The organism is Streptomyces diacarni, assembly GCF_003323715.1.
Classification (GTDB): domain Bacteria; phylum Actinomycetota; class Actinomycetes; order Streptomycetales; family Streptomycetaceae; genus Streptomyces; species Streptomyces diacarni.
Map to the genome: position 1 here is coordinate 1 of NZ_QOIN01000048.1, position 13,773 is coordinate 13,773.

13 protein-coding genes and 2 pseudogenes are annotated in these 13,773 nt (G+C 71.3%); 8 read left to right on the plus strand and 7 right to left on the minus strand.

Going from position 1 to position 13,773, the window contains the following annotated elements; translation table 11 throughout:
- Positions 1-50: 50 nt before the first annotated feature.
- Positions 51-170 (plus strand): annotated as a pseudogene (locus DTL70_RS35150) (pentapeptide repeat-containing protein); the annotation flags it as partial.
- Here the strand turns inward: DTL70_RS35150 and DTL70_RS35155 are convergent.
- A pseudogene (locus DTL70_RS35155) lies at positions 135-233 on the minus strand (hypothetical protein); the annotation flags it as partial. The pseudogenes DTL70_RS35150 and DTL70_RS35155 sit on opposite strands and share 36 nt — an antisense overlap.
- 3 nt (positions 234-236) lie before the next feature.
- Positions 237-1,271: a class II fructose-bisphosphatase gene (gene glpX / locus DTL70_RS21860; RefSeq protein WP_114023700.1), complete on the minus strand. Its 1,035-nt coding sequence runs from the start codon at positions 1,269-1,271 to the stop codon at positions 237-239.
- A gap of 187 nt (positions 1,272-1,458) precedes the next feature.
- Here glpX and DTL70_RS21865 point away from each other — a divergent pair, with 187 nt between their 5' ends.
- Positions 1,459-2,010, plus strand: a complete 552-nt coding sequence (locus DTL70_RS21865) for a DUF4245 domain-containing protein (protein ID WP_114023701.1) — start codon at positions 1,459-1,461, stop codon at positions 2,008-2,010.
- Between the two features lie 210 nt (positions 2,011-2,220).
- On the opposite strand, the gene DTL70_RS21870 is transcribed toward DTL70_RS21865, so the two are convergent.
- The 4 genes from DTL70_RS21870 to DTL70_RS21885 all read right to left on the minus strand — a co-directional run bounded on the left by DTL70_RS21870 (position 2,221) and on the right by DTL70_RS21885 (position 6,040).
- A complete protein-coding gene (locus DTL70_RS21870; RefSeq protein ID WP_114023702.1) occupies positions 2,221-2,814 on the minus strand; it encodes a malonic semialdehyde reductase in 594 nt (197 codons plus the stop codon).
- 101 nt (positions 2,815-2,915) lie between these two features.
- A complete protein-coding gene (locus DTL70_RS21875) occupies positions 2,916-3,257 on the minus strand; it encodes an exodeoxyribonuclease VII small subunit (protein WP_114023703.1) in 342 nt (113 codons plus the stop codon).
- A gap of 9 nt (positions 3,258-3,266) precedes the next feature.
- Positions 3,267-4,481 (minus strand): exodeoxyribonuclease VII large subunit, encoded by a 1,215-nt coding sequence (gene xseA, locus DTL70_RS21880; protein WP_114023704.1) that lies wholly within the window; start codon positions 4,479-4,481, stop codon positions 3,267-3,269.
- Between the two features lie 77 nt (positions 4,482-4,558).
- Positions 4,559-6,040 (minus strand): APC family permease, encoded by a 1,482-nt coding sequence (locus DTL70_RS21885; protein WP_114024224.1) that lies wholly within the window; start codon positions 6,038-6,040, stop codon positions 4,559-4,561.
- A 137-nt stretch (positions 6,041-6,177) separates the two neighbouring features.
- Here DTL70_RS21885 and DTL70_RS21890 point away from each other — a divergent pair, with 137 nt between their 5' ends.
- Positions 6,178-7,215 carry a 4-hydroxy-3-methylbut-2-enyl diphosphate reductase gene (locus DTL70_RS21890; protein WP_114023705.1) on the plus strand — a complete coding sequence of 346 codons (1,038 nt, stop codon included), beginning with the start codon at positions 6,178-6,180 and terminating at the stop codon, positions 7,213-7,215.
- Positions 7,216-7,472: 257 nt separating this feature from the next.
- On the opposite strand, the gene DTL70_RS33645 is transcribed toward DTL70_RS21890, so the two are convergent.
- Entirely contained in the window at positions 7,473-8,219 is a 747-nt protein-coding gene (locus tag DTL70_RS33645; RefSeq protein WP_181861029.1) for a DUF6542 domain-containing protein, read from the minus strand.
- A gap of 228 nt (positions 8,220-8,447) precedes the next feature.
- Here DTL70_RS33645 and ychF point away from each other — a divergent pair, with 228 nt between their 5' ends.
- The 5 genes from ychF to DTL70_RS21925 all read left to right on the plus strand — a co-directional run bounded on the left by ychF (position 8,448) and on the right by DTL70_RS21925 (position 13,654).
- Complete coding sequence (ychF, locus tag DTL70_RS21905; protein WP_114023708.1) at positions 8,448-9,536, plus strand: redox-regulated ATPase YchF; 1,089 nt, start codon at positions 8,448-8,450, stop codon at positions 9,534-9,536.
- Between the two features lie 842 nt (positions 9,537-10,378).
- Positions 10,379-11,020 (plus strand): TetR/AcrR family transcriptional regulator, encoded by a 642-nt coding sequence (locus DTL70_RS33650; RefSeq protein ID WP_181861030.1) that lies wholly within the window; start codon positions 10,379-10,381, stop codon positions 11,018-11,020.
- Entirely contained in the window at positions 11,017-12,168 is a 1,152-nt protein-coding gene (locus DTL70_RS21915) for an acyltransferase family protein (protein WP_181861031.1), read from the plus strand. The genes DTL70_RS33650 and DTL70_RS21915 overlap by 4 nt, the downstream gene beginning before the upstream one ends.
- 138 nt (positions 12,169-12,306) lie before the next feature.
- On the plus strand, positions 12,307-12,984 hold the full coding sequence (locus tag DTL70_RS21920) for a maltokinase N-terminal cap-like domain-containing protein (RefSeq protein WP_114023711.1): 678 nt from the start codon (positions 12,307-12,309) through the stop codon (positions 12,982-12,984).
- Between the two features lie 355 nt (positions 12,985-13,339).
- The gene (locus tag DTL70_RS21925) at positions 13,340-13,654 is read left to right on the plus strand and encodes a hypothetical protein (RefSeq protein ID WP_114023712.1); all 315 of its coding nucleotides are present in this window, start codon (positions 13,340-13,342) and stop codon (positions 13,652-13,654) included.
- Positions 13,655-13,773: the final 119 nt, after the last annotated feature.

The following is a 13,773-nucleotide window of genomic DNA, read 5'->3' on the forward strand; positions in this document are numbered from 1 at the left end:
CAGCGCTGCGAGGCGCAGCGCTGCGAGGCGCAGCGCTGCCAGGGGCAGCGCTGCGAGGGGCAGCGCTGCGAGGGGCAGCGCTGCGAGGGGCAGCGCTGCGAGGGGCAGCGCTGCGAGGGGCAGCGCTGCGAGGGGCAGCGCTGCGAGGGGCAGCGCTGCGAGGGGCAGCGCTGCGAGGGGCAGCGCTGCGAGGGGCAGCGCTGCGAGGGGCAGCGCTGCGAGGGGCGGCGCAGCGCTCAGCGGGCGCGGTCGAAGTCGATGGCGCTGTAGGCGCGCAGCTTCGAGAGCCGGTGCACGGATTCGATCTGGCGGATGGTGCCCGACTTGGACCGCATCACCAGGGACTGGGTGTAGGCGCGCTCTGCCCGGTAGTGGACGCCGCGCAGCAGGTCGCCGTCGGTGATGCCGGTGGCGACGAAGAAGACGTTCTCCCCCTGAACCAGGTCCTCGGTCAGCAGCACCTTGTCGAGGTCGTGTCCGGCGTCGAGGGCGCGCTGCCTCTCGTCGTCGTCCTTGGGCCACAGCTTGCCCTGTATCGTCCCGCCGAGGCACTTGATCGCGCAGGCGGCGATGATGCCCTCGGGGGTGCCGCCCACGCCGAGCAGCAGGTCGACGCCGGTCTCCTCGCGCACGGTCATCACGGCGCCGGCGACGTCGCCGTCGGCGATGAACTTGATCCGCGCGCCGGCCTCGCGGATCTCCTGGACCAGGTTCTCGTGCCGGGGGCGGTCGAGCACGACGACGGTGACGTCCTCGACGCCGCAGCCCTTGGCCTTGGCGATCCGCCGGATGTTGACGGCGGGCGGCGCGGTGATGTCCACGAACTCGGCGGCCTCGGGCCCGGTCACCAGCTTGTCCATGTAGAAGACCGCGCTGGGGTCGAACATCGCGCCGCGCTCGGCCACCGCCAGCACCGAGACGGCGTTGCCCATGCCCTTGGCGGTGAGGGTCGTACCGTCGACGGGGTCGACGGCCACGTCGCACTCGGCGCCCGTTCCGTCGCCGACGCGCTCCCCGTTGTAGAGCATCGGCGCCTCGTCCTTCTCGCCTTCGCCGATCACCACGATGCCGTTCATGGAGACCGTCGAGACGAGGGTGCGCATGGCCTTGACGGCGGCGCCGTCGGCGCCGTTCTTGTCGCCCTTGCCCACCCAGCGGCCCGAGGCCATGGCCCCCGCCTCGGTGACCCGTACGAGCTCCAGCGCGAGGTTGCGGTCCGGTGCCTCCGGGCTGACTTCGAGCTGTGAGGGCAGGTGGTGGTGTTCGGTCATCGGAACACACCTTTCTGTACGGCGACTCTGTACGGCCACTGCGGCGACGTGAGCTGTGCCGATTCGGCGAGGGTGAACAGGATTTTACCGGTCGTCATCTAAGTGAGCAGGAGCGCCCACGGATGAGCGTGGGGGCCGGGTCCGCCCCTGTCGCGGGCCGCCGACCGGCATAAGGGACGATGGGGGCGTGGCAGCAGACAAGAAGCGCGGCACGCAGACGGCCCGCGACATGGTGATCTCGCTGGCGGTGATCATCCTCGCCGCGTGGGTGATCTATCTGTTCATTCCCCACGACGAGGCCAAGAACCCGGCCAAGACGGTCAGCTACCGGGTGGAGTTGGCGTCCGCACGGCGTGCGGCGCCCTATCCCGTCGCCGCGCCGCAGGGGCTGCCGAAGGACTGGCGCGCGACCTCCGTGCGCTACTCCGCCGACGCCCCGACGGGGGCCGCCTGGCATCTGGGCTTCATGACGCCGAACGAGGAGTACGCCGCCGTCGAACAGAGCGACGGCGAGAAGCTCGGGCGGTTCGTCGACGAGGTGACCCAGGGCGCGCGCAAGACCGCGAAGAAGCAGCGCGTCGCGGGCGAGGAGTGGACGCGCTACTCCGGCACCGAGTACGACGCGCTGGTGCGCACGGCCCAGGACGGCAAGTCGGTGACCGTCGTCACCGGTACGGCCAACTTCCAGCAGCTGGGCCGGCTCGCCGGGGCGCTGGAGGCCAAGTCGCTGGAGGGCTGATCACACTCGCCCCCGCCCCCTTCCTGTCCGACCGGCTCCCCGTCCGACCGTTTCCCGCGGGGCGTGCGAAAGCCCCCGCGCGAGGGGATACGTGCGGGGGCGGTCCGTCGACGCGGCTGCTCAGCGGGTCGGCGCGGTTGCTCAGCGGGTCGGCGCGGTTGCTCAGCGGGTCGGCGACCCAGCGGCTCGCCGACCCGGTGGCTCAGCGCTTCACAGGACGGTGACCACGTCGTCGTAGGCGAGGCGGGGCGAGCGCGGTCGGAAGGCGTCGGGGCCCGGCTTGCCGATGTTGACGACCATGAGCACGCGTTGGCGCCCGTCGCCGAAGAACTCCTTGTTGACGCCCTCGGGGTCGAAGCCGGTCATCGGACCCGCGGCCAGACCCGCGGCGCGCACGCCGACGATGAAGTAGCCGGCCTGGAGGGTCGCGTTGAGGGCGCCGGCGGTCTCGCGCGAGGTCTCCTCGGCGAAGACCGCGTCCTTGATGTGCGGGGCGTGCGGGAACAGCTCCGGCAGCCGCTCGTGGAAGTCGAGGTCGTAGGAGAGGACCGCGGTCAGCGGCGCCTTGCGGGTCTTGGGCACGTTGCCCTCGGCCATGTGGGCGAGCAGGCGCTCGCGGCTCTCGGACGAGCGCAGCAGCGTCACCCGCAGGGGCGACTGGTTGAACGCGGTGGGGCCGTACTTGACCAGGTCGTAGATCGCCTGGGTCTGCTCCTCGGTGATCGGCTCGTCCGTGAAGGCGTTGGCCGTGCGGGCCTCACGGAAGAGGAGATCCTGGGCTGCGGGGTCGAGCGCGAGAGCCATGGGGGCGGTGCCTTGCCTTTTCGTGCGGGGTAGGGGTGCACGGTTGAGTGTAACGAGCACTTGTTCAAGCTTGAATAAATGCTGGCCACGGCCCCCCGCGGTCAACCCGGCCCCGATGAGCCCGCGTCGTCCCCCTCCACCTCTTCGGCCCCTTCCCCCTCTTCTTCCTCCAGCACCGCGTCCAGCCGGGCCCGCGCGCCGTCCAGCCAGGCGCGGCAGATGCCCGCGAGCTCCTCGCCGCGCTCCCACAGCGCCAGCGACTCCTCCAGCGTCGAGCCGCCCGACTCCAGACGCTGCACGACCTCGACCAGCTCCGCCCGCGCCTGCTCGTAGCTGAGCGCGTCCGCCGTGGCCAGCTCGGCCTGGGAGGCCGACGCGTCGTCCCCGGACGCTCCGTCCCCGGCCGCCGCGGCAGCCGCGGCACCTTCCGCTTCCGTCGTCATACAGCCAGCCTATGCGCGCCCTGTGACAGCGACGCCGAAGTCCCCCTCGGCGACCCGGGCCCGCAGCGGCTCGCCCTCGGCCACCTCGGCGGCGTCCCGCACGACGGCCCCGTCCGCGCGCCGGAGCACCGCGTACCCGCGATTGAGCGTCGCCGCGGGGGAGAGGGCCACGACACGGGCGCGGGTGTGCGCCAGCTCGTCCTGGGCGCGGGCCAGCCGGTGATCCAGACAGCGGCGGGAGCGGTCGAGCAGCGCCGCCACCTCGTCCTCGCGGGACTCCACCAGCGCGTGCGGATCGGCCATCGCCGGGCGGCTCATCACGTCCGCCAGGCCACGCTCCTCCCGCTCCAGCCTGCCGTTCATCACCCGCAGGCCGCGCTCACGCAGCGCCCGCACCCGCTCGTGCTCCTCGCCGACGTCCGGCACCGTGTCCTTCGCCGCGTGCGTGGGTGTCCGCGAGCGCAGGTCGGCCACCAGGTCGAGAAGCGGCGCGTCCGCCTCGTGCCCGATCGCCGAGACCACCGGCGTGCGCGCCGCCGCCACCGCGCGGACCAGGCGCTCGTCGGAGAACGGCAGCAGATCCTCCATACCGCCGCCGCCCCGCGTCACGATGATCACGTCCACGTCCTGCCGGGCGTCCAGCTCGCGCAGCGCCTCGATGATCTGCGGGACCGCGTAGGCGCCCTGCACCGCCGTGTTGCGCACCTCGAAGCGGACGGCGGGCCAGCGCTCCCGCGCCGTGTGCAGCACGTCCCGCTCGGCGTCGGAGGCCCGGCCGGTGATCAGCCCTATCCGCTGCGGCAGGAACGGCAGCCCCTTCTTGCGCTCGGCCGCGAACAGCCCCTCGGCCGCCAGCGCCTTGCGCAGCCGCTCCAGGCGGGCCAGCAGCTCGCCGACGCCGACCGGACGGATCTCGGCCGCGCGCAGCGACAGCCGTCCCGCCTTCTCGTACCACTCCGGCTTCGCGTGGACGACGACGCGGGTGCCCTCGCTGATGACGTCCTTGACCTGCTCGTAGACCTGACGGAAACAGGTGACGCTCAGCGAGACCTCGCGGGAGGGGTCGCGCAGCGTCAGGAAGACCATGCCGGCCCCCGGTCTGGGCGAGAGCTGGATGATCTGGCCCTCCACCCACACGGCTCCCAGCCGGTCGATCCAGCCGCGGATCAGCCGGGAGACCTCGCTGACGGGGATCGGGGACTCGGCGGACGTGGTGAGAGCCATGCGAGAAGGCTAGGCCCTGCCACCGACAGCCTGGCCCCGCCCCCGCAGGGCCCGCCGCACCTTGTCCCGGCGCGCCCTCAGCCCCCGCTTCCGTCTCCCGGGCCGCCCCCACTCCGGCTCTCCCGGCCGGTCCCGTTCCTCCGGCCCCCACGGCGGTCACGGGCGCGGAGGACGCACAGCGCGAGCAGGGCCAGGACGAACCAGCCCAGGCCCACCCAGTGGGCCTCCCGGTTGGCGGTGACGATCACGGCGATGACGATGGCGAGCCCCACCAGCGGAACCACCCAGTCCCACACGCCGCGCGCCCGTGGGTCCTCGGCGGTGGGTCCGGACGCGCTCCCGGCGCGGCGTCCGAGCCCGTAGTAGCCCACCACCGACAGGTGCAGCATGCCGAAGGCGAACAGGGCGCCGATGTCGACGATGGAGACCAGCCGGTCCAGGCCGTCGGGGGCGCGCGCCGCCCACACGGCGGCGCACATCGTCAGCACCGCGCTCACCAGCAGCGCCCGCCCCGGCACCCCGGTGCGCGGGCTGACGCTTCCCAGGACGTGCGGCAGCCGGCGGTCCCTGGCCATGGCGTACAGCAGCCGGGAGGCGGCCGCCTGCCCGGCCAGCGCCGCGAAGGCAGCCCCCAGCGCCTTGCTCGCCGCCACCGTCGTCTCCAGCCAGCCGCCGACCGCCGCCTCGGTGGCGTCGTAGAAGGCCGAACCCTGCTTCGCCGGGTCCTCGGCCAGCTGCCGTGAGGAGTCCTCGGACAGCAGCGCGGCCAGGTACGTCTGCGCGACGAAGAGCACTCCGGTGAGCAGCAGGCACCACACCAGCGCCCTGGCCACCGTCGGCGCGGTGCGGCCCTTGCCGCCGGCCGCCTCCTCGGCGAAGTTGGCGATGGCGTCGAAGCCCAGGAAGGAGAGCACCGCCACCGAGACCGCGCTCAGCAGGGCCGTCAGCGAGAACGCCCGGTCCCCGGTGAGCGGGGAGAGCCAGCCGCGCTGCGGGCCGTCCTGGACCAGTACGACGAGCGCGGCGGCCACGAACACCAGCAGCACCAGGATCTCCATGGCGAGCACCAGGAACCCCACGAGGGCCGCGCGGCGTACGCCCGAGAGGTTGAGCGCGGTGGTGATCACGACCGCGATCGCCGTCCAGATCCACTGGTCCACCTCGGGGACCAGCTGCGCCATGGCGATGCCCGAGAAGAGGTAGGCGACGGCCGGGATGAGGAGGTAGTCGAGCATCATCATCCAGCCGGTGACGAAGCCCGCGCCGTCCCCCAGGCCGGCGCGCGCGTACGCGTACACCGAGCCAGCCTGCGGCGCCGTGTGGATCATCCGTGCGTACGAGTAGGCGGTGAACGACATGGCCACCGTGGCGACCACGTACACCAAAGGGACGACTCCGTGGCTGCGGGCGTCCAGCGCCCCGTAGATGCCCACCGGCGCCATCGGCGCGATGAACAGCAGCCCGTAGACGATCAGGTCGCGGAGGGTCAGACTGCGCCGCAGGGCACCGTCCGGACGGCCTCCCAGGATTCCCGCGGTGCGTGTGCGAGCTGAAGGCATGGGGCCAGCTTGCCGCAGAACGCCGGCCGCGGCAGCGGAGCGCGCCACCTCCGGCTGCGGACGCGCTCCTCGCACGCCCCCCGAGTGAATCCCCGCACGCCCCGATGCCCTTTTCTCCCCGCCCTTACGATGGAGCCATGACTGGAACGTCCGACCGCAGGGCCGCCGACACACCGGAAGCCACGACAGCCGAACCCGCCGCCGGGGGACGCCGCCGCGTCCTGCTCGCCGCACCCCGCGGCTACTGCGCCGGCGTCGACCGCGCGGTGATCGCCGTGGAGAAGGCGCTGGAGCAGTACGGCGCTCCGATCTACGTGCGGCACGAGATCGTGCACAACAAGTACGTCGTCCAGACGCTGGAGAAGAAGGGCGCGATCTTCGTCGAGGAGACGGAGGAGGTACCCGAGGGCGAGATCGTCATCTTCTCCGCACACGGCGTGGCGCCGACCGTCCACGACGAGGCGCAGCGCGGCAAGCTGGCCACCATCGACGCCACCTGCCCGCTGGTGACCAAGGTGCACAAGGAAGCCGTGCGCTACGCCAAGGAGGACTACGACATCCTCCTGATCGGCCACGAGGGGCACGAAGAGGTCATCGGCACCAGCGGTGAGGCACCCGACCACATCACGCTGGTCGACGGTCCGGACGACGTGAAGAACGTCGAGGTCCGCGACCCGGAGAAGGTCGTGTGGCTCTCCCAGACCACCCTGTCGGTGGACGAGACGATGGAGACGGTCGACGCCCTCCAGGGCCGCTACCCCAACCTGCTCTCGCCGCCCAGCGACGACATCTGCTACGCCACGCAGAACCGCCAGACCGCCATCAAGCAGGTCGCGGCCGAGGCCGACCTGGTGCTGGTCGTCGGCTCCAGGAACTCCTCCAACTCCGTCCGCCTGGTCGAGACGGCGCTGACGCACGGCGCCAAGGACGGCCACCTCGTCGACAACGCGGAGGAGCTCGACGAGACCTGGCTGGAGGGCGTGGAGACCATCGGCCTGTCCTCCGGAGCCTCCGTGCCCGAGGTGCTGGTCGACGGCGTGCTGGAGTGGCTGGCGCAGCGCGGCTGGGACGAGGTGGAGATCGTCAAGCCGGTCGACGAACACATGCAGTTCTCGCTCCCCAAGGAGCTGCGGCGCGACCTGCGGTCCGAGGCGTCCGAAAAGCTGCGGGCCTGAGCGCACCGCGGCGGCTCCTGGCGTGCCGCCGGGGCTGCCGCGGTGTCGGGTGGCTGCCACTGCGGCCACCGCCGTGCTGGGGCAGTGGCCATCGGGTCGGAGTCGGTCGCACTGCTGTGCGAGTGGCGTGTTGCTGTCGGGCGCACGCCCTGCGTGGCCGGAGTGCTGCGGTCGGCGGCGCTGCTGCGCGGGCACCGCGTCGCCGGTCATGGCCGCACGGCTGCTGCGCGGTGACCCCGCCGCAGGCCGTACCCCGCTCAGGCGCCCTGGGGCGCCTTGGCGCGCCGCCTCCTGCGGCGCTCCAGGGCGAGCTTCGTCTTCCGTACGAGGACGATCAGCCCGGCGAGCAGCGTGCCCGCGTACAGCCAGACGGCGTGCAGCGCCAACCCCGTGAAGACGTCCTGGAGCAGCCCGGCGACGCCCTTCCCCGAGCCGCCCACCAGGAACAGCCCGACCGTGTAGGCCAGCGGCATCGCGACCGGTGCCGCGAACAGCTCGGCGGGCCGCACCCACAGCGCCGCGGCGACGCAGACGAGCACGAACGCGCTGCCGTACGCCACGGGTACCCCGCTCGGCAGCAGCCCGACGAGCGCGCCGAAGGCCGCCATCAGCAGCATGGCGAACACCCCGACGCCCAGCCCCGTCAGCCGGGGCGCGGGCCGCCTGCCCCGCAGGGCGCCCCGCGCCCCGGCGGGCGCACCCTCGCCAGAGGGCGCCGGACGGTGGGCGGAAGGGCGGTCCCCCTGCGTCCCCCCGCGCCCCGAGGGCGGCGGAGGCGGGGGAGAGGACGAGGGCGCGGCGGCCGGACGGGGCAGGCGCGGCCTGCGCCGGATGCGGACACTTCCGGCCGCGACCTCGCCACCGCCCATGCCGGCGGCGTCGTCGGCCGGCGCGTGGCCCTGACGCGGCTCGTCGCCGTACCGGCGGGGCGGCTCGTACGGCTCGGGGTCCCCGTACAGCTCGTACGGGTCGTGCTGGGTCGGGTGCGCGCTGCGTTGCTCCACCGGGCCACGGTAGGTCGTACGTGCCCGGCCCGGCGGTCATGGACACGCGATATCCGCCACCGCCACCGGACCGGCACGCCCGCGATCCGCCGGGAGGAGGAACACCGGTCGGGGGAGGGCGTTGCAAGGCCTTCCGTAGACTGGGTGGTCGGCCTTCGAGGGCCGCCTGTCCGCCAACAGACCCCACTATGGAGAACCCCGCGAGGGGCCACGGGAAGTAGTCGCCACGTGTCGCTCACGATCGGAATCGTCGGCCTGCCGAATGTCGGCAAGTCGACCCTGTTCAACGCCCTGACCAAGAACGAGGTGCTGGCGGCCAACTACCCGTTCGCCACCATCGAGCCGAACGTCGGCGTCGTGGGCGTCCCCGACCCCCGCCTCGGCAAGCTCGCCGAGCTCTTCCAGTCGCAGAAGGTCCTGCCCGCCACCGTCGACTTCGTCGACATCGCGGGCATCGTGCGCGGCGCCAGCGAGGGCGAGGGCCTGGGCAACAAGTTCCTTGCGAACATCCGTGAGTCCGACGCCATCTGCCAGGTCATCCGCGCCTTCAAGGACGAGAACGTCGTCCACGTCGACGGCAAGATCTCGCCCAAGAACGACATCGAGACCATCAACACCGAGCTGATCCTCGCCGACCTCCAGACCATCGAGAAGGTCCTGCCCCGCCTGGAGAAGGAAGCCCGGGTCAAGAAGGACAAGCAGCCCCAGGTCAAGGCCGTCCAGGAGGCGAAGGACATCCTGGAGGAGGGCCGCACCCTCTTCTCCGCCGGCATCGCCCAGGGCACCGACCGCGCCGAGCCGCTGCACGAGCTGCACCTGCTGACGACCAAGCCGTTCATCTACGTCTTCAACGTCGACGAGGACGAGCTGACGGACGAGTCCTTCAAGGACGAGCAGCGCGCCCTCGTGGCCCCCGCCGAGGCCGTCTTCCTCAACGCCAAGCTGGAGGCCGACCTCGCCGAACTCGACGAGGAAGAGGCCCTCGAACTCCTCCAGACCGTCGGCCAGGAAGAGCCCGGCCTGGCCACCCTCGCCCACGTCGGCTTCCGCACCCTCGGCCTCCAGACCTACCTGACGGCCGGCCCGAAGGAAGCCCGCGCCTGGACCGTCAAGAAGGGCGCCACCGCCCCCGAGGCCGCCGGCGTCATCCACACCGACTTCCAGCGCGGCTTCATCAAGGCCGAGGTCATCTCCTACGACGACCTCCTCACCACCGGCTCCACCGCCGACGCCCGCGCCGCCGGCAAGGCCCGCATGGAAGGCAAGGACTACGTGATGCAGGACGGGGACGTGGTGGAGTTCAGGTTCAACGTCTGACACGTCCTCATACATCCAACAGAAGGCCGTCTGGCCTGCTGCGGAGTGGGTGGGGCGGCCGTTGCGGTCCGCGCTGAGGCCGCAGCGTGCTGACGTAGGTCAGTGTGGGGGAATGGCTACGCTGCCGGTCCGGCCTGTGGTTCGTCCGGGTCGGTTCGGTCCGCGTGCGCCTTGTCGACGGCGGCCCGCGTCCGCTCTTCGGAGTCGGGCCGCGGATGGGTGTGGGCGTTCAGCGCGGATACCACTGCCGGCGCCCACCACCGTTACCTGAGCGACGGCTCGGAGGTCTCGCTGTACCTGGCGAAACCCGCAGCCCAGACGTAGCCGAGGGCGTTCAGGTCCGTCCGGGCAGAGCAACAGGGCATCGTCACGGCAAGTGCATCGGGCATGAGGTGGAGCAGTGTGATGCTCACTCTGCCGACCAACCGTCCAGCCTCGTCACCACAGGTCGTGAATGCGAGCTGCCACTACCACCGGCCAGCTTCCGGGCGCTGGAGGACTTTTGGGCGCGCGCCTGCGACAGGTCATCGCCCGGTACTGACGTCAGGCGCCGGCTTCGCTGTGCAGGGCCTCCGAGGGGAGCCCGGCGGTCAATGTCGGAGCCACCTGGCCAGGTGAGGGCAGCGGAACTGCGGGCCGCGGCGGATCGAAGCGCCCCACCTGCCGGCCGGGCAGAAGCGCAGAAGCAGGCTGTCAGGGCTCGTCGACGCTGGTCGGCGGGCCCTGTTCCCGTTGTTGCGGGCCTACGTCACCCCGTCGCGGCCTCGAAAAGTGAGCGCGCCTCACCAATCCGTTCGATACTTGCGGGTACTGAATACCCGTGGGTATGCAACTATGGGTGCATGGTAGATACAGCAGGTCACAGTCATCCGCCGGGGCCCGTGCCCCGCCTCCCACGTGACGAGGTGCGTCGCCGGCTGCTCGCCGCCGCGGAGCGGGTGTTCGCCGAGCGCGGGTACGCGGACAGCAAGCTGGAGGACATCGCCCGTACCGCCGGCTTCACCAAGGGCGCCGTCTACTCCAACTTCGGCAGCAAACAGGAACTGTTCGGGGCGATCCTCAGCGAACGCTCCGAAGCGGAGCTGGCCGACGTGATGGCCGGTCTCGACGCGGGTGCGGACGTCGCCGCGCTCATCGAGCAGGCGGCCCGTACGGTCGCGCAGCGGATCATCGACGACACCGAGCGGGGCCGGCTCGGTCTTGAGATCGCCGCCCGTGCCATCCGTGACGAGGAGACGGGTGCGGTGGTCGCCCCTATGCGGCGTGCTCAGCGCGCGTCGGCCGGGCGGGCGGTCCGGGAGGTCACCGAGCGTGCCGGGATCACCCCTCCCGTGGACCCCGAGCTCGCCGGAACGATCCTGCACTGCCTGACCAACGGCCTGGCGATGGAACATCTCGTCGATCGCGAGGGCGTCGACGCCGACACCGCGGAGCGGGCGCTGCGTGCCGTGCTCGGCTGGCTGACCGAGGGGGTACGGAAGTGAAGCGCAAGGAATACATCGACTGGCTGCGGAACCTGGCCATCCTCTTCCTGTTCCCGTTCCATACGGCCAGGATCTTCAACGACGACCCGGAGTTCTACGTGAAAGGGCCGGTGAGCACCCTCTCCTCGGCCCTGGTCAACATCTCCTCCTTCTGGTTCATGCCGTTGCTCTTCCTTCTGGCGGGAATGTCGAGCTTTTACGCACTGCGGAAGCGTTCCGCGGGGAGCTATGTGAAGGAGCGGTATCTGCGGCTGTTGATACCGTTCCTCTTCGGCTGCCTCGTCATCGTGCCGCCGCAGGCGTACTACGCGATGAAGTTCCACCACGACTACGGCGGAAGCTACGTCGACTTTCTGGATACGTACTTCACGGACTTCTCCCACTGGACGGTTCTCACGGGGATCTCCCCGGCCCACCTGTGGTTCATCCTGTTCCTGTTCCTCATCTCGCTCGCTGTGCTCCCCCTCATGCTCACGGTGGTCCGGAACCGGTACACGCCCTCCTGGCTGGACAGACCCGCTCTCGCCCTCGCGCCGGCGGCCGGGCTCGCGCTGCTGTCGTTCCTCCCGGAGATCGGCGGGGAGAACATCTTTGTGTACGCCGGCTACGTGCTGCTCGGATTCCTCCTCGCCACCAGCGACTCGATCACCGAGGCGCTGGAGAGGAATCGTCGCCGCTATCTCTGCCTCGCCGTTCCCGGGGCGATCGGGATTCTGGTCGAGCGCTTCACGATCGGCAGTCAGGACAATCTGCTGTTCACGGCCTGGCACTATCCCGTGTACTGGGCGACCCTGCTCGCCATCCTCGGATACGGGAAACGGTATCTCGACCGCAGGTCGGCCTTCATGAACTATTTCAGCCGGGCAGCCTTTCCCGTCTACATCCTGCACCAGACCTATGTGATCGTGATCGCGTACTACGTTCTCCAGGTGGACGCGCACGGTGCCGTCGCCTTCACCGCCATCATGGTTCCGGCATTCTGCCTCAGCATCGCCACCTACGAGATCGTCCGCAGGACGCCGGGACTGCGGGTCATGTTCGGCCTCCGGGCGCCTCGCCGGCCGTCGCCCCCGCTCTCGACAGAACCCACGGAGCGGCACGGCACGCGTCCCCCTCGACCTGGAGCGGCGTCCGGGCCCCGTCCGTAACCGTCCGTAACACCCCGGCGGGACCCTTCTTGCGTCGATCGAGGCTCTACCAGCCGACCTGCTCGCCGAGAGGTGACGCCTCTGGTCGGCCCCCGGCTGCAAGGATGTGGTGCACGAGTCGAGGGGAGAGGACCCGCTGTGTCGATCATCTACCGCACCACCATGCGTCCTACCAAGTTGGAACTGCTCGAGACGTGGCTTCCGTCCCAGCCGTGGTACGTCTCCGGCGCGGAGAGGGCCGCCCTCGTGATGGCGGGCGGCTTCCGGCTGGACGACCCTGCCGGCGAGGTGGGCGTCGAGTTCATGGCGGTCACCGACAAGGCCGGCGGCGAACCGGTCACCTACCAGGTGCCGATGACGTATCGGGCCGCGCCGCTGGCCGGCGCGGACGACGGACTCATAGGCACGTCGGACCATGGTGTCCTGGGTAAACGCTGGATCTACGACGCCACACACGATCCCGTCGCGATCGCACAGACGTACGCGCTGGTGACGGGGCGGGCGCAACCGCAGGACCGGAGCGAGAGCGACACCGCCGACCGGACGGTGGGCGTGCGCGCGGCGACCGGGGCGCCGGCGGAGGACGCGGGGATCGGGGAGGTGCGTCACGGGTCACGTTCGAGCGACGTCGACCTGGCCCTGCCCGGGGACGGCCTCCTGCGGCTGCGGTTCCTGCGCGCGCCCCGGCCTGATGACGTGCCGGAGACGGAGGACTGGCCCGGTCACGTCAGCGTCTCCTGGACGGACCTCGACGGCGGGCCGCAGCGAGGGCTGTGGTGTGCGTTGGTGGACGGCTCGGTGGACGGCGGGGAGTGACACCGGCGGGGCGGCCGGCGCCGGCCGGTTGATCGGCACGCCGGTCGCGGCTACGGCTGATGCCTGTCGGGGAGACCGGCTGACACCCCTCAGGGACGCTGCTGACGCCTGTCAGGACGCCGCTGACGGCCGAGGGCACCGTGACGCGTGCTGCGCCACGGTGCCCTCGGCCGTGTCGCGCACGCGGAACCCGATGCGGTCCACGCCCTCTGGTCTCACCGGCCGCTGTGAAACCCGAACGGCCCCGACAGCCCGCCGTGAGCGAGAGCCGCGAAATCCGCGAGACCCGGGGAGACCCGCGAGACCCGCGAGACCCGGGGGGCCCGGGGAGGCCGGGAAGCGGGAGACTGAGGAGATGAGCACGGACGACGACGACATGCCGCTGGCGGCACCGCGGGTCGACGTCGCCCCGGACGGGCGGCTGAGCGTACCCGCCCACGACGTCACGGCCCTCCTGCGTTCCCTCGCGCGGTCCTGGGCGCACAGCACACGCGACGGCGCTCCCGTGCGCGCCGGGGAAGGCCGTCAGACCGTGCGCCTCGAACCGGCTACCGTGCAGGCCCTCGCCGGCACCCTGGAGCAGATCGCCGACGAGCTCGACGTCCAGTTCATCGGGGTCGCCGGTCGTACGCCCCCGCCGCCGCCTCCCTCAGCGGACACCGAGGACTGACCGAGGACCGGCACCGGGCTGACCGAGGACCGGCACCGGGCTGACCGAGGACCGGCGCCGCCGCCCCGGCTCGCCCGTGGGAGGCTGTCCGCTCCGCTCGTGGTAGCCCGAGCTCCGAC

Excerpts from the sequence above, each read along its gene's own strand:
- DTL70_RS33650 (WP_181861030.1), top strand. The coding sequence starts at position 10,379 with ATGGTAGATACAGCAGGTCACAGTCATCCGCCGGGGCCCGTGCCCCGC.
- DTL70_RS21925 (WP_114023712.1), top strand. The coding sequence starts at position 13,340 with ATGAGCACGGACGACGACGACATGCCGCTGGCGGCACCGCGGGTCGAC.
- DTL70_RS21885 (WP_114024224.1), bottom strand. The coding sequence starts at position 6,040 with ATGCCTTCAGCTCGCACACGCACCGCGGGAATCCTGGGAGGCCGTCCG.
- xseA (WP_114023704.1), bottom strand. The coding sequence starts at position 4,481 with ATGGCTCTCACCACGTCCGCCGAGTCCCCGATCCCCGTCAGCGAGGTC.
- DTL70_RS21875 (WP_114023703.1), bottom strand. The coding sequence starts at position 3,257 with ATGACGACGGAAGCGGAAGGTGCCGCGGCTGCCGCGGCGGCCGGGGAC.
- DTL70_RS21890 (WP_114023705.1), top strand. The coding sequence starts at position 6,178 with ATGACTGGAACGTCCGACCGCAGGGCCGCCGACACACCGGAAGCCACG.
- glpX (WP_114023700.1), bottom strand. The coding sequence starts at position 1,271 with ATGACCGAACACCACCACCTGCCCTCACAGCTCGAAGTCAGCCCGGAG.
- DTL70_RS21870 (WP_114023702.1), bottom strand. The coding sequence starts at position 2,814 with ATGGCTCTCGCGCTCGACCCCGCAGCCCAGGATCTCCTCTTCCGTGAG.